Raw genomic sequence first — 19,548 nt, forward strand, 5'->3', positions numbered from 1 at the left:
AATTTGTTTTGAACTGCACCTCTAAGCCAAGACAAACGCAACCTCGAAAATAAGAAGACAATGCAAACAAAGCTTCAACAAACTCATTAGGGTATAAAGAACTGTTTTGGCTGAGGAATAAGTCTATGTGAAGCGGACATCCCATAGGGGCCGCAAGGAGAAAGAATACAACCTTAGGTTCAAAACAGAATCTATTATCCTGGATTTGAAGTGTATATTCAAATCTAAAGAATCATCAATTATTAGCGATGATTCATTAATCAAATTACAAACATATTATACGAGGAGACATTGAATGCTAAAACGAATGTGAAAAAAGATACGACTGCTTTTGATACGAAAAGTTTTAGTACGTATGCATTAGTTGACAATGATAGAGATTGGGTTACATCTGTTAATACATATAAAATGGGGGCAGATGGTAAATATGAAAACAATCCTTCCACGACATTTACTGATGGTGACAATGTTAAATTTGAACTTTCATACTTTATTCCTGATGATACTTTTAAAGAAGAGGAGACACCAAAACAGATCACTTATCAGATGCCAAAAGGTATAAACGTTTCCACTGAACAGAATGGTACTGTAGCGAATAAAAATGATCCAGCTCATCCTTTTGGTACATATAAGATTTCAACGTCTGGTCTAGTTACCGTTACTTTTAATGATGATAATTTTGATCCTACGGCATATTTTACAGGTTCCATAGAATTTGAAGGAAAATTAGATAAAAGTTCGAATGAAAACAAGGGTTCAGTAAACTTTCCAGGCGCAAGTACTGGCTCAACCATTACAATTAAAGATAAAGAAGATAAGCCATCAGAAAATACCAGTGACATTAATGTAAAAAAAGATGGAGAATTTTCTGATGATAAGAAGTCTATCAACTATACAGTTACTGTTTCAACTACAAAGGGAACTGCTGATACCGTTGATATTATAGATGAGGTTGGCTCGTTTCAAAATGTTGATTTAAACTATAGAAAAAATTTGAGGTTGGTAAGAAAAGATTCGAACGGATATGAATATGGTGTGAATTATAATGTTTCATATGGGGAAAAAATATATGAAAACAACAAACCATATTTTGAGATAAAAGGTTTACCTAAATTAAGTGCTGGTGAATCCTATGTTCTCACTTACACAATGGATCTTACTGATCAGAAGAATTCAAATGGTGATGTATATGTTGATAACAATGCATATGCTAATTCTGGAAATGTTCAAGTTTCTGCTTATAAGAGAATGCATTATGAAAGAATGATTAATAAATATGGATATCTTAGTGGTGCTGATACAATTCAATGGGTAGTTTCACTTAATGATGATCATAGAGATCTTAAGAATAATCGATATGTATTCTATGATAAACTACCTGAAGGTCTAAAATTAAAGGGCCAAATTCAAGTTTATTATATTGATGAAAGTCAAAATAATAAACTAATTGAGGTAAAAAATTTAGAGACTGCTTATAAAGGTAATACTTACATTACAGTTGATTTTTCAAAAGTAGATGAAAGTTTAAAAGATAAGAAATTTGCTATCTATTATGAGACGAATGCACCAAAAGTACCTAATGGTGAAACTGGAATTACGGTATCAAACACCGGGCAATTCTATGGTCAAGATGGACACGATTATCATTCGACAGGAGAAGCTAAAGTAGGTTTATCTTTGACAAAATCAAAAGTTGGAAATCCACAATTAGCAGATGAGAATAAAGATAAGGTTTCATTTAAATGGAAAGCAGAGGCTGATTTGGATGGTGAATCTAGAAAAAGTTTTACCTATAAAGATGTGATTGGAACTGTTTATCATCAAAATGGGAATGATAAAGTAGACGATAAAGATGTGAATCATTATGCGATTGCAAAAGAGCTTTATGAGCAATTTCACAAAAAGGGTGTAATGACTGTATCAGAATCGAAAACTTATAACGAGGGTGAAGATTATACATGGACACTGACTTGTTATGATAAAGATGGAAATACAGTTAATAATGAAAATACAACGACAAAAGTTAAATCTTTTGAAATAAAAGTTTCAGCTAAACCTGGTAAGGAGTTTAATCCAATAAAGTTTAAGATTGATGAATATACAACTTATAGTGATCTATCAACGATGAATAATGGAATTGAATACACATTTCCTAACAAAGGTAACATAACACTAGATAATAGTAAATCTGTTGAGAGTACCGATGAGCAAAAATATACATATACATATTATGGTAAATTCGTGAAGTCGGTAAGTAAAACTGGAGAAAACGCTAGTTATAGTTCAAAGCCAGTTAATGTTTCTGCTGACGAAATGAAAGAAATAGATGGAAAGAAAGTACTCTTCTATCGCCTTTTGTTAACTATTGATAAAGATCAAAGTGGAGATTTTGTAGTAGAAGATCAATTGCCTTCTGGAATGAAATATGTAGATAAGTCACTTTTAGCGTATTTCTTTGATAATGAATATTCGTATCAGAAATCAAGGTGGAATAAAAAATAAACAGTAATTATGAATTTGTATCAAATAATTCGGGAAAAGACCTTCCAGGGCTGGATGCTCCAAATGTTGAAGTTATCGAAAATGCTGATGGAACAGAAAGCTTAAAAATCACAATTAAAGATGGATATGAAAAGGTAGATGACAAAGAAAATAAAGTAGACCAAATAATTGCTATAAAGTATCAAGCTCAGATATCTGATGAGTCTTATTGGAATGATATGACTAATACTGAAAAAACTTATACTAATACTGCAACATGGGGAGATTCAAAGTCTTCTCAGGAAACAACAGTTACAAGAACTGTCAAAGAAATTAGTAAAGGTGTTGAACAAAACGGAAGTAATTTAGAATATTCCCTTGAGATCAATCCGGCAGGAAAAGATCTTAATCCTGGTGCAGATACTTTGACGTTGGATGATACATTAACTATTCCTAATGATGTGAAAGCTTATTTGGATTTAGAAAGCATCAAGTTATACAGATTTGATCATTCTAAAGATAAGCATAGAGGTGTAATTATATCTCCAAGCTTATATAAATTTAAATATGATAGCAAAAATCATAAGATTCATGTAGAACTGCAAGATCGAATGCCGTGTGTGTTAGTTTATACGTATACTATTGTTGCTAACAAGAATGGCAATTATTATATTTCAAATAATGCTAATCTTGCAGGTGTATTCGATACTCAATATGGAGATAACTTTAATATTAATTTGTCCTCAGCATCAGGAAGCCAAAGTAAAGTTGTTTTAACTAAAGTTGATGAGGACAACAGTACAAAACTGTTATCTGATGCTGGATTTAGTATTGAAAAAAGAGAAAAAGTCGATGGAAAATGGACTTGGGTATGGCAAGATCCAAAGGATGTTGCGTCAACTCAGGCTCCAACAAAGGAAGTAACAATTGATCAAGACAGTCAAGTTAAGAAAAATGTATTGGTTACTGGAAGTGATAAGAATAAAGGTAAAATTTCGTTTACAAAGCTTAGTGAAAATGCGTTGTATCGAATTAAAGAAGTGTCTGCTCCAGAGGGTTATAGATTAAGTGATCAATATTATTATGTAATAAAAAAAGAAAAAGATGGTAATATAACCGAAGATAATTTAATAAATAACTTAGATACAGATGTAAAAAAAGAAATTGATGCGAGTCAAGATCAGAATAAAATTAAAAGCAAAATCAATTTCTTTGAGAGTACTGGTGGTTCATTCTATGTATCAAATAAATATGCTAGATTGACTATTAATAAATCGTGGGTTGATAAAGATGGAAATGTGATAACTCCTACATCAAATGAAGTTAGTTTAAGCCTTTATCGATATAAGCTCTTAAACGAAAATTCTACTGTTAATGTAAAAGTGAATGTCACAAATCTTCAATATAAAAACGAGACATTTACTTTGACAAAAGGAAGTAAAATTATTGCGAAGATCACAGATATAAATGATCTGGGAACTATTAAAGATGAGAATGGTATTAATTATGGTAAGACATATGTGATGGGACCGTTTAGTTCTGATACTGATGTGAATATTTCAATTGAAAATGGTGGTTATAGTCTTAAGTTTGAATCCGTTGCTCCTTCTCCTATACTAGATAAAAATAATGGTGAATTCGTAGGAAATATCAAATTATTGAAAGACAAAAATTGGATATATTCAGATGATAATTTACCTTCCCAAGATGACAAAGGAAATAAATATGTATATGCAGTTAAGGAAACATCTATAAAAGGTGAATCTATGAGTGATTATAAAGTTATTTATATGGGTAACTATATACAAGCTGGTACGATTAATGTTACAAACCAGGAAACTGGTGATAAGAAATATACTCTACCATCAACTGGTGGTATAGGTACTAAGAAATATTATCTACTTGGAACGCTGCTAAGCATGCTAGGAGTAATATACATATTAATGAAATTGGGAAAAGGAGGACTCTTTAGAAAAGAAGATCATTCTTAAAATAAAATTATTTAAAAGAAATGTAGATTAAAGAAGAAAAGATTTAATAATTTATGAAATAGGAGGGACAAATTTATGAAACATTTCAAGAAATTCTTTAGTTATTTAGTTGCACTGACAATGGTATTGTCTTTAGCAGCATTCACTGGTGTGAAAGTACATGCTGAAAATGCTGCTGAAGCTACTACTTACACATTAACATTAAAAGGAACTGCAAAGGATCATACCTATGAAGCTTACCAGGTTTTCAAAGGTGATTTAAGCGGAGATACCTTATCAAACATTCAGTGGGGTACTGGTATTGATAGCACTAAGAAAGATAAATTAATTAGTGCTTTAAAGGGAGATAATACATTAAAAGATAAATTTGGCAGTGTTACAGATGCTGCAAGCGTTGCAGAAGCTTTAGAAGGTGTAGCAAGCAATTCTGCTGAAATGGATGCGTTTGCTCAGGTTGTTGGACAGTATTTATCTACTACAAGTACAAGCAAATCATCTACTGTCAATGATAATAAAACTGAGATTACAGGTTTAGCTGCTGGTTATTATTTAGTAAAAGATAAAGATGGTTCTCTGGATGGAAAGTCAGATGCTTATACTAAATTTATCGTCCAGGTTGTTGGTAATGCAGAATCAGACATCAAATCAGGTGTACCTACTGTAGAAAAGAAAGTAAAAGATACAAATGATTCAACTGGTGAAACTTCTAATTGGCAGGATTCAGCTGATGCTGATTTTAATGATAATGTTAAATATAAAATCACTGGGACAATGCCTAGCAACATTGGCTCATATACATCTTATCAGTATATCTTTACAGATACTATGTCAAAGGGTTTAACATACAAGGCTTCAGATTCAGATAACAATGTTAAAAACTATGAGATTTACTTCTATGCAAACAAGGATGATGCAGCTAAAGATGCTAAGGTTAAAGGCGTTAATATTACTGATTCATTTAAAGACAATGGTGAAGGAGAATCTGTAACAAACAGTAGCGATGCTAAATATAATGGTGGCAAAAAGTTTACTTGGACATGCAGTGACTTAAAATCAATTAATTCTTTAAAAGATGAAAAAGGTAATAGTAAGCTTACCGAAAATTCTGCTATTGTAGTTTATTATGAAGCAAAATTAAATGAAGGTGCTGCAATCGGTGCTGCAGGGAACCCTAATAAAGTTGATTTAACTTATTCTAATAACCCTAACAAGGGTGGCGAAGGTGAAACTGGTAAGACTCCAGAAGATAAGAACATCGTCTTCACTTATAAGTTAGATGTAAATAAATATAAAGATAACAAAAATGATGTAAATAATAAAACAGATGAAGCTGAATTCAAATTATACAAGGAAATTAAAGGAACAAATGATAAACCTGATAGTGTAAACGAGGTAACTTTAACTAAAGCTAACAAAGTTTATAGCGCAGTACGTCTTGATGATGGTGTATACATCTTACAGGAAACAAAGGCACCAGATGGTTATAACAAGATGGATGGATCAGTGAAATTTGGTTCAACAACTTATGAAAATGCTAAAGAATTTACAATCAGTGCAAAACATGATACAACATCTGATGATCCTAAGTTAACTGAACTTACTGGTGGTAACGTAAAGTCTGGTGAAGCTACATTTACATTTACACCTGATACAAGTGCTGGTTTATTAACAGCTGATGTAGTAGATAAGAAAGGTTCAATCTTACCTTCAACAGGTGGTATGGGTACAACATTATTATATGTAGCAGGTGGTATCTTAGTAGCATGTGCTGCTGCATATGTAGTAATGAGTAGAAAACATTCTACTAATAAATAATGACAAATCATGAAGAGGTTATTTAGTATCTTATTGTCATTGTTACTTGTGGTACTGAATAGTCAGTCACTCTTACATGCTCAAGATCTTTCATCCCTGACAATTACTAAAACACAGTCAGGGATGAATGTGCATCTTTACCAAATCGCAAGTATTGACAATGATCAATATAGCTATACAAAGGAATTTAGTGATGCAAAGAATACAAGTATTGATTTAAATAATCTCAAGACGAGTGAAGATTTAGCAGTGGCTGCACAGACTTTAAAAGGATATGCAGCTAATGTGAAAGGAAATGATCTTAAAGCTGATGGAGAAAGCTTAACTTTTTCTTCATTAAGTAAAGGATTATATCTCTTACTGGTTGATGATTATACAAGTGGGAATACCACTTATACATACTTGCCATATCTCATTGCGATTCCACAAACTACGCAGGTAGAGTTATCTAAATATTCAACGACTGAGATCCATAAGTATTCACTTGTTAAGCATTGGGTCAATAGTACGAATACACCTGATTCTATCTTAGTGGATTTATATAATGGTTCGACTTTAGAGAAGACCATTACATTATCAAATAGTAATAACTACTCTTATTCATGGACAACTGATACGACTAAGAATTATAGTATCAAGGAACATGAAGTAGCTGGTTATAGTGCGAGTGTTGCTTCTTCTGAAAGTGATGGCATAATGTATTTTGTTTTAACGAATACTAAGAATACAACTACCACAACAGAAAATAATGGCAATACACCTAACTATAACACCCCTAATAACAATACAACGAAAACGACGACTGGTAAGAAAACTACCACAACAAGTAATAATGGAAAAGATAACACGCCAACGTATAAGACAAAGACCACTACACCTACAAAAGCTACGACTTCAACAACTGGTGATCACGGTAGTGGAACAACGAATACGTATGCTAATAAGAGAGTGAAGACCGGTGATGAAACACACATTGCGATCTATGTAATTTTAATGGCAACGGCGGGTGTTCTGTTAATCTTGGTTGGTCGTTTTATGAGAAATGATTAATTGTTTTTGGAGATTTGAGAGGAAGTGATAAGCTTCCTCTTTTTGTGTGCTTGCATATGCGGTAATTACCGCAGGAAAGCGAATGAAATGAGTAATAGATTTAATATCTTCATAGAAATGAAATATATAACAATGTAATTATTGAAAAGTATTTAAAATGAAATAAACATCATTATAATAGATCCTGTTGTGAACGATGGGAGGAATTATGAGGAAAAGCTATATTAATAGAACGAGTAAGGCATATCGTAATGCCCAAAGATTAGGGAAAGTGAATGTTGAAATATTTACTTCTACCAAGGATTATTTAGAGCGGATGCACGAAGATTTTGATCATTACTTAGAAGTAGTAAAGGATCAGGTCAAAGAAGAATTGAAGGGATACAATTGCTTTGACCTGATCCTCTATGAAGATAAGATCAAAAGAGAGAAGAAGAAAGCCAAAGGGGAGGCTTTTAAGTTAGCTTCTGAAATATTATTAGTTATTGATCATGAATTGATTAATCGTTATCTGATTGAACAATGTGATTACTATCATAAACGTATTCCTTTAAAGGAATGGGATTATCCTTTATTGGATCACTATGATCGTTATATGGAATATGTTCATAAAAAGCAGCTTCAGTTTGCAAATGTCTTTCTGCAGCATGTCATTCATAGCTTTCGTAATGACTTTATCAGTAAACTGAAGCCAGAACAGTTATGTCTGCTTTATGAAGGATTGGCCTCAGCTTCACAGGACACTACTTATGGCGCTTATTACTTTATTTGTTTATTAAATGAAGTGGAAACGGTAATGCTAAGTGATCTGCATTACCTGCATAATATCTGCTTTCATGCCTGTCTGAAAGAGGTCTACTAATGGATCACATTGCTGATAGGATTAGAAATTACCATCATACCTGTATCTTAAGTAAACAGGATATCCACATCCACCAGGGATATCTAGATACCCCAGAAAGAAGAGATTATACCCTCTATCTCAAAAAATACCAAACTATACAATGCCCCTTTCCTCAGTTTATCAGTTATGTAGCCAGTGATATGGAACACTATGCGATGATTATTAATAACTATGCTTTATTTGTTTATCGACAGATTCTGATCTTAGAATTACCTGATTTAAAAGATGAAGCTTATGATATTCAAAAGACGATGATTAATATTGTTGAAGAAGAAATCATCAGACGCTTTTTACATGCCTTTCCTGCTGCGTCTTATGATCATTCTACCTTTTATATGGGTTACATTGTTTATGCTTTTTATCAGCGTGTTCATGCTACATCAGCTTCTAAACATTTAGCGGATCTCTGTCAGTATTATCAGGAGATGGAAGCACCTTCTGCTTATTTATCATCTTTTTATAAACTGTTATTAGATAGTGATCATGAATATTATCTTGCGATTAAGCAAGTCATTAAAGAGAGAATCATTAAACGGTGTGGTAAACTTCTTCATTTTTATTTCCCTAATGAGGATACCTTAAGTTCTTGGGAAGAGATGCTGTCAAAAATATACCACCGCTCACAGGAGATGTATTGAAGTATTCTTTCAATCTCATTATAATAAGGAAGGAAAACATCAATGGGAAAGTGAGTGCTATGAGAAAAGCTGTTAATCGGATTATTATGTGTTTAGGCTGTGTATGTATTATCATTGCGGCGACTTTATTTGTCTACAATAAACACTTATTAGAAAAGAATTATACCAATGCCCATAACATCTATAAGAAGGCTGAGGCATTGATACCACCGGTGTATATATCGAGTACATCAGGGGATCTTTCGATCTATGGCTATTTGGTCCGTGCGACTGTTTCTAGTGCTCATCTCCAATGTGTTGTCGCCAAGGACCATGATTTGCCATACTATCATAAGAAGATGATTGCTTTACCAGATTACCTCAAAGGGGATCTGCAGAAAGTCAGTATTGGAGAAACCATCATCTTACATAAAGTCAATGGCAAAAAGGTCACTTATAAAGTCACTGATAGCGGACGTATTCCCTATAAAAACTTAACCTCAGTAGGGTTAACGATTTATTGTCAAACTAATGGCTATTGTTACTTTATAAGCAGTAAGAGGATATAAGAAAGAAGTGTAAACATGAATATCGCAATTATTGATCAGGATGAAAGTTTTTGTAATGAAGTAGAAGGGGCGGTCTTATCGAATGGCCATTACTCAACCTATAAGTTTCACTCTTCTCAGGATTTCCTAGGCTGTGAACAAACTTTTGATATGATTCTTTTAGATATTGAATCACCGGATACCGCAGAAATCTCTTTATCAGATCAGTTACGTGAGCGAAATACACCGATTGTGTATTTATCAAAAGAACATGATCATTTAAAGAAAACCTTATCCGGTTATCTCAAACATCTCAAAACTGACGAAATAGGTGATGTTCCTTTTACCAATATCACTTATATTGAAAGAAACCATAAAGATTTAGTGGTTCACTTAAGTGATGGTGAGAATACAGAAATCAAAGATGGTAAACACTATTTACATGATTTAGATGATCGCTTTATTAAGATCAATCATACCACTTATATCTCCTTAGACTTCTTAGAATCCGTGAAATATAATGAAGCTATAGTCCATGGGGAAACCTTACACATTGGTCATCACCATGTGAAAGAATTACATGAAATTGTCAAAGATACTGCATCAAAATGATGCAGTTTTATTATACCTGTTTGTTTTATTAGCCTCTATAAGCTAAGTTGTACGCTTATAGAGGCATCTTTTTTATGATGGCATCAACTATTTAAACAAAAATGTAATAAAATGATTGACAACTAATATGTAATAATATATATTACAAGTAGAAAGCAGGTGATCTTATGAGCATTCAAGAAGAAATCAACAAAGCTGATGCTGTTGTCATCGGTGCTGGAGCCGGGTTATCCACCGCTGCTGGTTTTACTTATTCAGGTTTACGTTTTTATAAATACTTTTCTGACTTCGCTAAGAAGTATGGAATTCAGGACATGTATTCAGGAGGCTTTTATCCTTATGAGGATTTAGAAACCTTCTGGGCCTGGTGGAGCAGAGCCATCTATATCAATCGCTACTTAGATGCCCCGAAAAACACTTATGGTGTTTTATATGATCTTGTTAAAGATAAAGACTATTTTGTCTTAACCACTAATGTGGATCATCAGTTCCAGAAACATGGTTTTGATAAGCAGCGTTTATTTTATACGCAGGGGGATTATGGCTTATTCCAGTCTTCCAATCCTACTATTATGAAGACTTATGACAATAAGGAAATTATTGAAAAGATGTTAGAAGCCCAGGGCTTCATTAAAGTGAATGGAATCTATGAAGTTCCTCAAACCCCATTAAAGATGAGAATCCCAACGGAATTAATTCCTTATTGTCCTGATGATGGCTTACCAATGAATACGAACTTACGCTGTGATGATACCTTTGTAGAAGATGCCGGCTGGCATGCAGCCTGCAAACGGTATAATGATTTTATTGATCATCATCAGCAGGGACGTGTTCTCTATTTAGAATTAGGGGTAGGGATGAATACCCCGATCATTATCAAATATCCTTTCTGGAAGATGACCAAAGCCAATCCTCAGGCTCGTTATATTTCCATTAACAAGGGGGAGGCTTATGCCCCTGCAGAGATTGCATCACAGTCATTATGTATTAATGATGATATCTTACATGCCTTGGGAGGTGAATAACATGAATCAGGAAGAAAGAAGAATCTTTTTAATTGAATACTTATTACAGGAAGCTCATCAGCAACTCACCATCCCTAAGGATCCTGAAGATCAGTGGCATTTATTACGTGCTTTGTTCAATATCCGAGCACCGCAAAAAGCTTCTTCCTCTTTCTATAAGATCGAAGGGGAACTATTAGAAAGAATGACTCAGGACAAAGGAATTGTTGATGTCAATGATTTACCAGGTTCTTATAGCGATCCTCGTCTTTCTCTTTATCAGGGGGATATTACAAGACTGAAAGCGGATGCTATTGTCAATGCGGCTAATAGTCAGATGTTAGGGTGCTTCGCCCCTAACCACACCTGCATTGACAATTGCATTCATACCTTTGCCGGTATTGAATTAAGAGAAACCTGCTTTGATTATATGTCTTCAAAGCCGGAAGGCTATGAAGAACCAACGGGGCAGGCGATGATTACCCCTGGTTATCATTTACCAGCTAAGTATGTTATTCACACCGTTGGTCCAATCGTGAGAGGACGTCTTACTAAAACGCATAAAGATTTATTAAAAAGCTGTTATACATCATGTTTAGATGCAGCAGATCGTTATCATTTAGAGAGTATTGTGTTTTGCTGCATAAGTACTGGTGTCTTTATGTTTCCACAGGATCAGGCTGCTAAAATTGCTATTGCAAGTGTACAAGAATATTTAGATAATCATCCTCATACTTCTATTAAAAAGGTTATCTTTAATGTCTTTAAAGATGATGATGCTTATTTATATGATACTCTTCTTAATAAAAAGATCACTGTGAGAGGTCATTAATTTATTTCTTATGGATAGATCATCATCTTGCGTGTGCTTCACCTTGCTTTCATGGTTGAAGTGGAGATAAGTGTATTTCAGGCTAGATAGAAAATTTCACTAAATTATTGACATAGAAATGTGGTTTAAGTATAATAACCTCAATAGAACCAGCCATGCTTAGTCTTTCTTATGGAAGAATGCACAAACCGGCTGGTCTTTTTTGTTGAAAATAACTTTAACTTAGTGACATATAGGCGTCAAACAAGTATGTTGAATACCGGTAGAACCCGGCAGGCTTAGTCTTCTTAAAGGTAAAACTTTATACCCTTATTAAGGGATTAGAATCAATTTCTTTTGCTTGGTAAATCCAGGCATTTTTTTGTATGTGGTTGTTACAATTAATAAATGTTCTCTTATCTATCTGTCCTGTTGATCTTTATCATCAATAGATTATGAGTGCTTTTAAGTGGAGACATTTAGTTGGCCACTATTATGAGATTAGTAAATAATGAGATGCATTCTTTGGCGTTTCGTCGATTGTAACCAAAATGGGAAAAAGAAGTATAAAATCAATGGTAACTAGAGAAAGCAAAAAATAATTCACAAAAGCGAAAATAATAAAATGCAATTTTAGTGTTGAAATTGACAATATGTTTAATAGAACATATAATTGATTAGAAAAACAATGTATACAATTGATTTCTACGATACTGCGGATGGAAAATGTCCTGTTGAGGATTTTTTAAAGTCACTTGATGACAAAATGCGTGCTAAAGCTTTTAGAACAATTGATTTACTTGAAAATAATGGCCCTGAACTTCGTGAACCATACTCAAAAGCTTTAGATGATGGTATTTTTGAGTTAAGGGTTAAGCAAAGCTCTAATACAACTAGAATATTTTACTTTTTCTTTACTGGAAAGAAAGCAATTCTGACAAACGGGATTGTAAAGAAAACTCAAAAAACACCTAGGGCCGCGTTAAGACAGGCAAAGAAATATCGATCTGATTACATAGGAGGAATTGTCATGACTAGCTATAAAGACTATAAACAAATGGCTTTACAGGACCCTGATTTCAAAGCTGAATATGATAAGCTTCAAGAAGAGTATGATCTTATTCAGGAATTGATTGATGCCCGCAAACAACAACATCTGACTCAAAAAGAGCTTGCAATGAGAACTGGAATTACTCAAGCTGATATTAGTCGAATCGAAAAAGGCTTAAGAAATCCAAGTCTCTCTACTGTGAAAAAAATGGCTCAAGGGCTTGGAAAGCAAATAAGACTTGTTCCTGCAACAAAGAAAGTCAATTTATAATGTATACGACTAATTTATTAGTTTCCTATATGCACCAATGTATGTGGCTTTGCTTAATAATTTGAGTGTTAAACTTATTTATTAGTTTAAATTGTCTAATGTGATGTGATTTAACAACAATATAATGAGTTTCCTTTTAACAATTACTTGTCGGAAGTGTTTTCTTACAAGTGGTTCTTAATGAAAAATCAGTGATGATTTCAGGAATCTCTTCATTAAAATTAATCGCAAGGAATAATAGGAAAATGATCAATTTATGAATAATTACCTGTTTTCTACGAAATTAATAATAAAGTCGGGGAAACTAATTAAATAGTACTAATTTTTAAAACAGTGAGCGATAAAATACCACTCACTGTCAACGAATATTAAGTTTTTAATTTAAACTAATTACCTTTTGACTTCATCAAATTAAAAAGTTAATTAGAAAAAGGTTGTTTTTCTTTTTATTTGTTATGCTTGGTTTAATTTAATAGTTAATATTTGATAATTTTAACAAAAACACAGGTTTAATTAAAAAGTTAATTTTTAAAAAATGGCAATAATAGATCTACTGTTTATTTATTCACTATTCTTGCATGTACATCTATTTTTTGTATAATCATAGCTAAGATAACTTGTGAAGGATAAACACTTTATCTTTTTTCTTTGGATTTGATAAAAAAGCGGAGTACAACGCAGGCATTGTACTCCGCTAAAAACTATTGTTTTTGTTCACTAACGGCATTATACATGACACTTTCTAGGAAATCAATTATTTTAGACACTTTCTAGGAACTATTATTTCTTTTGACGCTCCGTCTTTATAGATTTCATAATACATTGAGTACAATTTTATAAACTCTCCAAATGATAGCACTTCAATCAATGCCCATATAGGCCATTGATTATCGTATTTATAAATCAAATCTGCACTAGCTGAATCATTCATTTTTCGTTTAATACTTTGATGATTTATACCACAAAAAAATTTAATATATTCGGCTATATTTGCGATATTTGAAGCACTTATTTCCACGAAAAAACTTAATATTGGATAAAATTGTATTTTTGTGAGTACCACGAAAAAATTTAATATCGAACAAAAAGAGAGTATGAATCGTTTGATTAAAGCGATAACAAACGTAGCTATAATATCTAAAAGATTAGAATTTGAGATATCATTTTAGATCATGAAACTCAAAATAATTATACTGTTGATTACATATCATCATACATCTAACTTAAGAAAAATAGACCGATTTTCCTGTAAAAGGAGATCAGTCTATTTGTTTTATTGGAAAATATGCTGATTATACATTGTATTTTAAATTTATGACCTTGATTAAAAAATGAGATCTTTCTTGTATTTAATTTATAAAGTATTTTGAAGATAGAATAGGATATATTTATTTAAAATGATTATCATAGCTTCTGTATTTACTCCATTTTGCAACATATTAAGTTTTTTAAAATAATCATTAAGTTTTTTCGTGGAAGAAAAAGGAGCTAAAAAGCTCCTAAAAATGAGTGATATTAAGTTTTATCGCGGTATATTAAATTATTTCGTGGAACTATTCACCCTCTCTAAAAAGTATTTAAAAAATTAAATTGCATTTAAAATTTTTTAATTGGCTGAATCACCTTTTGTATACGACTAATTTATTAGTTAGTTTCCTATATACACCAATATATGCGGCTTTTGTCCAATAATTTAGGCATTAGAACTAATTTATTAGTTTATGTTATATAACGTTATTGTGATTTAACAACAATATAATTAGTTTCCTTATAAAGTTTACCTATCAAAATTTTTTATTTTCCAAGTATTTTTCAAATAAATCATCGGTGATGATTTCAGAAGCTTCTTCGTTAAAGTTAATCACTTGGGATAATGGGAAAATGATCGCCCTGTGAATAATCAAATGCTTTAAGAGCTCTTCTTTTGTTCGTACATTATCTTTATTCCAAAATTCAGAACAAATTTTAATATTTATTGCTTCTCGTTTATTTACGAATTGATCAGTGAAAATGATTCTCCAAGGAATATTATGGGATTTCCAATACTGATATTCAATATAACATTTTTCAACTACTCTTCGATGTTTAACGGGATCGAGGGATTTACGTGATGATGTAACAAAATAAGCGATATAGTGACCGCTTTTATCCTTTACAAGAAGATGAGTGAGCATACGTTTTGTTCCGTGGTTAAATCTTTTATAACCAAGTGAGTCAGCAATATTATTTGTTTCATCAAGATTAAGTGGATACTGTTCGTAAACATCTAAAACATAATCCTTGTAGCGCAAGATAAGGTATGCATAAAACTGATTTAAACCTAAGAAATGCATAAGACGTCCTGATTTCCAGTCAGTAAAGCTGCATGTTGTATGTGAAGCTGTAGTGTATTCCTGGGACTGAATCCAAGCCTGATAGTATTCATCTATTGTATTCCTCTTTGCTTTTTCTTTGGCTTCTTCGCTCATCTTTTTTGGCATTATTAATGATCCTCCTGAATTTCTTGATAATTTGAGGCTTAGTTATATATTTTTCAAAATCATCTGCTGAATAGTTATGATTTTTCATGAATGTAAGGATTGTTTGGTCGATATCCCATCCAAAGCGATAGGAACTCTCTAAAAGACTAACCATTTGTAAGATTTGCCAGTTTTCTTCAGTAATAGTAAAGGCACATCCTTTAATTTTTATTGCTTTTCCATTAATTTTAAGATTGCGCCCGTGCAATTGTGATTCTTTATTAGTGATGATCATTGATATAACAGGTTTTTTCTGAATAATTCCTAAATTATATGCTAGCTCATCGCCATAATTAAAGCCAATATGCTGATTCTTTCTGTTAATGTACTTTTGATTGATGATATCATCAACTGTGATATAGCTATTATAGTAAGCGTATGCACCAGTGGTTATTCGTTTTAAAAATTTCTTTTCTATTAATTTCTTGAGATAGCTTTTCAACTGATTAGATGGGATTTGATTGAATGATTTTAAATCTTCAATAAAAATAATGTCACAGGCTTTATAGTGACCTTGAATATATCTTTTTAGTTCATCTTCTCTATTGGTATTTTGGTATTTATCTTTCCGCTCTAGAGGGAGAACAGTAGATGGTGTTGGCTTATTTAATTCCTGTAAGATCATCGCCTTGGTAAGAGTAACGCTTTCATTGGTTTGAGTGTTTATGACTTTGTAACGCTCTTTTGATTTTTCGATCACTTTGTAAACACCAATTGATACCGTATTTACATAGGTGTAGAAAGTTGGATCAGGCATTTGTTTCCGGCAGAATGGACATCTGGTACCTTGAAAGAAATCGCGAGGTAAGATGGTAAATTCCTTTTTGCACTTGTTGTGTTTTAATGTGATAGGGGTATTCATATTCGTATAATTTCCCATCAATGTATATTCTGTACCAACGAGTTTTTTTAAATCTTGTTTGAAATCTTGATTTGATCTATTTCTTGGTGCTTTTTGATTACCACAAATGCGACAATAAGGATGCCTGGTATAGTTGATATATTTTGTGGTGAATGTTTTACCACATTCAGGGCAACGGAATGTAGCATCAGTCTCAGTGCTATTAAAACGGATTAGTTTCATGGGCGTAATACGTTGCCTGGCTTGATCAATACTGATTTGTGAATTGCAAGGACAGCGTTTATGTTCAAAAAGGAAGTTGCGCGGTAAAATGGTATAAGTTTGACCACAAATAGTATGCTTGATAGTAACTTTTTTGCTTAATGATTCAAATGTTGATAAGACCTTATATTCTCCATAGCCTGAGATTTCCACCATTCGTTTGAACATTTCATTCGGTGAGAGGTTTTGCAGACAAGTTGGGCATTCCCAGCCTTCTAAGAAAGCTTTTGGCGTGGTAAGAAAATGGGTGTTGCAGCAAATGTGTTCCATTTCAATTAAGTTTCGGCGAAATGGATAAAACACATGATAGCCTTGAGAAGCAACTTGTAATTCTCTGATCTCTTCTTGCTTATAACCAGGAATAGGAATGTTTTCCGGTTCAGGAAAACAAATATAAAGTAAAATAAGTGCATCAGCCCAATTAAATTCAGAATAAGAGGGGAGGATTCTTTTACGGGTATACTCTAACGAGTTATGAATGAGTTTATCTAAGTGATTACTCACTAGACGATCTTGTAGTACATTTAATCCAATCGAATCAAAAGCATTTACTAAGGCAGGTTTTAAATCTTCAAGTGCACAGTCAAGTTGTTGGTTAGACATTTCTCTGATAAAATTGTCAAATTGTGGATTAGCGGGGGCTTCTAATGGCGCGAAGAGCTCGTATTCAAGCTCATGTCCTTTTGGCCCTGTATAAGTAATTAATTTACAATTATGCTTTTCACACGTTGTAACAAAGGGAAGATTTTGAGACTTTAAATACCACCAAAAGCCATATTTTTGTTTCATTTCCTTTAAACATTCAGGACAAATTTTTAACTGAGTGATAAATTTATTGGGAGTGTATTTCAGAGGATTATGTTGGTGAAAGCAATTGCCTAAGAGTGCACCTTGTTTTGCGGATACAAGTAATGGTGCAATTAAGGGATAGATTGTGGATTTAGAGAAGAATACTGACCAATCGAGTCCGTCAATATGAGAAAAAATATGGCCAAGATACTCAAAGGTATCGTATCGGAAATACGATGGTCGTCCCATCATATTCCCGCCATTAATATAGTCCTTGAAATGGCTGGCATCAGGAAAGCCGTTAGTGGCTGATAAGCGTAAAATATATGAATAAAGAATTTCATCATCCATTCGTTTTGGATTCAAAAGCATAAATCCCATAAACTATTCCTCCACGTGTTTCACGATTTCTTCATAGGCATTATTAATATCGAAATATGGCTTCTTTTTAGGAGAAGGTTTGACGCTTCCTTTGCGATTGTTGAGTTTTCTTAAGGCAAGTTTAATGATTTGATCATCGGTTGAGTTAGGGTTGTTGAGAAGGATACTGCTAACAGCGCTCTGGATATCCTTATAGGGAATATCATTTTCACTCGCAATTTTGTCAGTAATGTCATTGATTCTATTAGGAATAGACGGAGGATCTTGATTCAGAATTGAACTTTTATTTTCTTCTTGAAGTGGCAATTCCTTTTCATACATTTCTTCAGAAATATAAGGATTATAATCAGTTTTAATTCTTTGATTTGATTTTAAAGAACATGACTGTGCACATTGATAAATAAAATCAGAAGAGATTTCAGGTGGATTTCCATGGCTGGAAAGCTCCAGATAACGCTTATTCATTTCTTTATAAATAGCAATTGTTAAGCCGATTGTGCCTTTGGTTTGGCTAAAAAATAACTCCATCATTTCGCTAGTGAAATGAACTTTTGTTGTAAACCATTGGAATTGGGTGATTTGAGCAAGGATGTTCATATATTCATCGTGATTCTGACAATATTCTGAAGCATCAATATCTCGTCCGAATCTCCTGCACATTTGCCAGGTAGGGAAAAGTTTCTCTTTATCTGATTGTGTTCCGACAATCGCTAATGCAACGCCAGTGCGGTTATTGAATGAAAGCAAACTTTCGAGTGTTTCCTTTCGCGTCGAGGTTTTAATAAACTCGATTTCATCCAGAATAATAATGCCAACTTTAAAAAGGGTACAAAGTCGCACTGCATAATCGAGTTTTTCATTGAGTTTTCGACATTTTTTCATTTGAAGATAGTAAGCCATAGATTCATCGTTGCCGATAGCAAGGTCAATTGCCTGGGCGATACTATCCCAAATTGCGGACATGTTTGTATTAGGCTGACAAACGATATATAAATAAGGAAGCTGGATGAACTGTTGAGGTGTTTGAGGATAGTGGATAATAACTTGAGGCAAATGAGAAAGTGCTAACTCAACAGCTTTGGACTTTCCACAGCCAGAAAGTCCAAGTACTGAAAAGCCGGGGTTACCTTCACTAATGGGAAAGCGAACGCGATATTTTTCTGATCGCTCCTGTCCGCTGATTGATAATTTGATACCGCCAGATAAAGGATCAAAAATAAGTTTTCTGTTTTCATAAGCTCTTAACATACACCAATAAATTTCTCGCTGCAGTTCATAATGCCACCGCATTGGAATAATCAATCGGTCAAGAGCATTAACGGAACTAAGCCTAAATTGAATAGGCATAGAGGCTAACTTTTTGGGTGATGGGACTGTAATCATACGAAAGTTATCCATGGCTAATTCGTTTTGAGATAAATATAATGGTAATGCTTCAATGAGCGGATTGCCGTGATAGACATCATTCATTTCACTTAAATCCATATATTCAGCATAGACTGCAGTAGATTGGGACAAATCATAGTCTTCATATAATTTGCTATCTGATTTGAGATCCTTGTAATGATATTTCATGGAATGT

At 33.1% G+C, this 19,548-nt stretch carries 15 protein-coding genes; 11 read left to right on the top strand and 4 right to left on the bottom strand.

What is annotated here, in order from left to right; genetic code table 11:
• Positions 1–291 precede the first annotated feature (291 nt).
• The 11 genes from SG0102_RS02435 to SG0102_RS15640 all read left to right on the top strand — a co-directional run bounded on the left by SG0102_RS02435 (position 292) and on the right by SG0102_RS15640 (position 13,154).
• Positions 292–2,502 (top strand): hypothetical protein, encoded by a 2,211-nt coding sequence (locus tag SG0102_RS02435; protein ID WP_125118476.1) that lies wholly within the window; start codon positions 292–294, stop codon positions 2,500–2,502.
• 218 nt (positions 2,503–2,720) lie between these two features.
• Complete coding sequence (locus tag SG0102_RS02440; RefSeq protein WP_125118477.1) at positions 2,721–4,472, top strand: SpaA isopeptide-forming pilin-related protein; 1,752 nt, start codon at positions 2,721–2,723, stop codon at positions 4,470–4,472.
• A gap of 75 nt (positions 4,473–4,547) precedes the next feature.
• Positions 4,548–6,287, top strand: a complete 1,740-nt coding sequence (locus tag SG0102_RS02445) for an isopeptide-forming domain-containing fimbrial protein (RefSeq protein WP_125118478.1) — start codon at positions 4,548–4,550, stop codon at positions 6,285–6,287.
• A 9-nt stretch (positions 6,288–6,296) separates the two neighbouring features.
• On the top strand, positions 6,297–7,337 hold the full coding sequence (locus SG0102_RS02450) for a Cna B-type domain-containing protein (RefSeq protein ID WP_125118479.1): 1,041 nt from the start codon (positions 6,297–6,299) through the stop codon (positions 7,335–7,337).
• 208 nt (positions 7,338–7,545) lie between these two features.
• Positions 7,546–8,199 (top strand): hypothetical protein, encoded by a 654-nt coding sequence (locus SG0102_RS02455; RefSeq protein WP_125118480.1) that lies wholly within the window; start codon positions 7,546–7,548, stop codon positions 8,197–8,199.
• A complete protein-coding gene (locus tag SG0102_RS02460) occupies positions 8,199–8,879 on the top strand; it encodes a hypothetical protein (RefSeq protein ID WP_125118481.1) in 681 nt (226 codons plus the stop codon). The genes SG0102_RS02455 and SG0102_RS02460 overlap by 1 nt, the downstream gene beginning before the upstream one ends.
• A 59-nt stretch (positions 8,880–8,938) precedes the next feature.
• Complete coding sequence (locus tag SG0102_RS02465; protein WP_125118482.1) at positions 8,939–9,427, top strand: hypothetical protein; 489 nt, start codon at positions 8,939–8,941, stop codon at positions 9,425–9,427.
• A gap of 15 nt (positions 9,428–9,442) precedes the next feature.
• Entirely contained in the window at positions 9,443–10,018 is a 576-nt protein-coding gene (locus SG0102_RS02470; protein ID WP_125118483.1) for a response regulator transcription factor, read from the top strand.
• A 167-nt stretch (positions 10,019–10,185) separates the two neighbouring features.
• Positions 10,186–11,043: an SIR2 family NAD-dependent protein deacylase gene (locus tag SG0102_RS02475; protein ID WP_125118484.1), complete on the top strand. Its 858-nt coding sequence runs from the start codon at positions 10,186–10,188 to the stop codon at positions 11,041–11,043.
• Between the two features lies 1 nt (position 11,044).
• Positions 11,045–11,854, top strand: a complete 810-nt coding sequence (locus SG0102_RS02480) for a protein-ADP-ribose hydrolase (protein WP_125118485.1) — start codon at positions 11,045–11,047, stop codon at positions 11,852–11,854.
• A 667-nt stretch (positions 11,855–12,521) separates the two neighbouring features.
• Positions 12,522–13,154: a type II toxin-antitoxin system RelE/ParE family toxin gene (locus tag SG0102_RS15640; RefSeq protein WP_231999844.1), complete on the top strand. Its 633-nt coding sequence runs from the start codon at positions 12,522–12,524 to the stop codon at positions 13,152–13,154.
• Positions 13,155–13,908: 754 nt separating this feature from the next.
• Here the strand turns inward: SG0102_RS15640 and SG0102_RS02495 are convergent.
• The 4 genes from SG0102_RS02495 to SG0102_RS02510 form a co-directional block, all read right to left on the bottom strand.
• Complete coding sequence (locus SG0102_RS02495) at positions 13,909–14,172, bottom strand: Abi family protein (protein ID WP_125118486.1); 264 nt, start codon at positions 14,170–14,172, stop codon at positions 13,909–13,911.
• A 766-nt stretch (positions 14,173–14,938) separates the two neighbouring features.
• Entirely contained in the window at positions 14,939–15,634 is a 696-nt protein-coding gene (locus SG0102_RS02500) for a TnsA endonuclease N-terminal domain-containing protein (RefSeq protein ID WP_125118487.1), read from the bottom strand.
• On the bottom strand, positions 15,576–17,966 hold the full coding sequence (locus tag SG0102_RS02505) for a TniQ family protein (protein ID WP_125118488.1): 2,391 nt from the start codon (positions 17,964–17,966) through the stop codon (positions 15,576–15,578). The genes SG0102_RS02500 and SG0102_RS02505 overlap by 59 nt, the downstream gene beginning before the upstream one ends.
• 3 nt (positions 17,967–17,969) lie before the next feature.
• Entirely contained in the window at positions 17,970–19,541 is a 1,572-nt protein-coding gene (locus SG0102_RS02510) for an ATP-binding protein (protein ID WP_125118489.1), read from the bottom strand.
• Positions 19,542–19,548: the final 7 nt, after the last annotated feature.

Source organism: Intestinibaculum porci (assembly GCF_003925875.1).
In the GTDB taxonomy this organism is placed as follows: domain Bacteria; phylum Bacillota_I; class Bacilli_A; order Erysipelotrichales; family Coprobacillaceae; genus Intestinibaculum; species Intestinibaculum porci.

Coding starts and splice junctions, on each gene's coding strand:
- SG0102_RS02475 (WP_125118484.1), top strand. CDS start 10,186: ATGAGCATTCAAGAAGAAATCAACAAAGCTGATGCTGTTGTCATCGGT.
- SG0102_RS02450 (WP_125118479.1), top strand. CDS start 6,297: ATGAAGAGGTTATTTAGTATCTTATTGTCATTGTTACTTGTGGTACTG.
- SG0102_RS02445 (WP_125118478.1), top strand. CDS start 4,548: ATGAAACATTTCAAGAAATTCTTTAGTTATTTAGTTGCACTGACAATG.
- SG0102_RS02465 (WP_125118482.1), top strand. CDS start 8,939: ATGAGAAAAGCTGTTAATCGGATTATTATGTGTTTAGGCTGTGTATGT.
- SG0102_RS02455 (WP_125118480.1), top strand. CDS start 7,546: ATGAGGAAAAGCTATATTAATAGAACGAGTAAGGCATATCGTAATGCC.
- SG0102_RS02510 (WP_125118489.1), bottom strand. CDS start 19,541: ATGAAATATCATTACAAGGATCTCAAATCAGATAGCAAATTATATGAA.
- SG0102_RS15640 (WP_231999844.1), top strand. CDS start 12,522: ATGTATACAATTGATTTCTACGATACTGCGGATGGAAAATGTCCTGTT.
- SG0102_RS02460 (WP_125118481.1), top strand. CDS start 8,199: ATGGATCACATTGCTGATAGGATTAGAAATTACCATCATACCTGTATC.
- SG0102_RS02500 (WP_125118487.1), bottom strand. CDS start 15,634: ATGCCAAAAAAGATGAGCGAAGAAGCCAAAGAAAAAGCAAAGAGGAAT.
- SG0102_RS02440 (WP_125118477.1), top strand. CDS start 2,721: ATGACTAATACTGAAAAAACTTATACTAATACTGCAACATGGGGAGAT.
- SG0102_RS02480 (WP_125118485.1), top strand. CDS start 11,045: ATGAATCAGGAAGAAAGAAGAATCTTTTTAATTGAATACTTATTACAG.
- SG0102_RS02470 (WP_125118483.1), top strand. CDS start 9,443: ATGAATATCGCAATTATTGATCAGGATGAAAGTTTTTGTAATGAAGTA.
- SG0102_RS02505 (WP_125118488.1), bottom strand. CDS start 17,966: ATGGGATTTATGCTTTTGAATCCAAAACGAATGGATGATGAAATTCTT.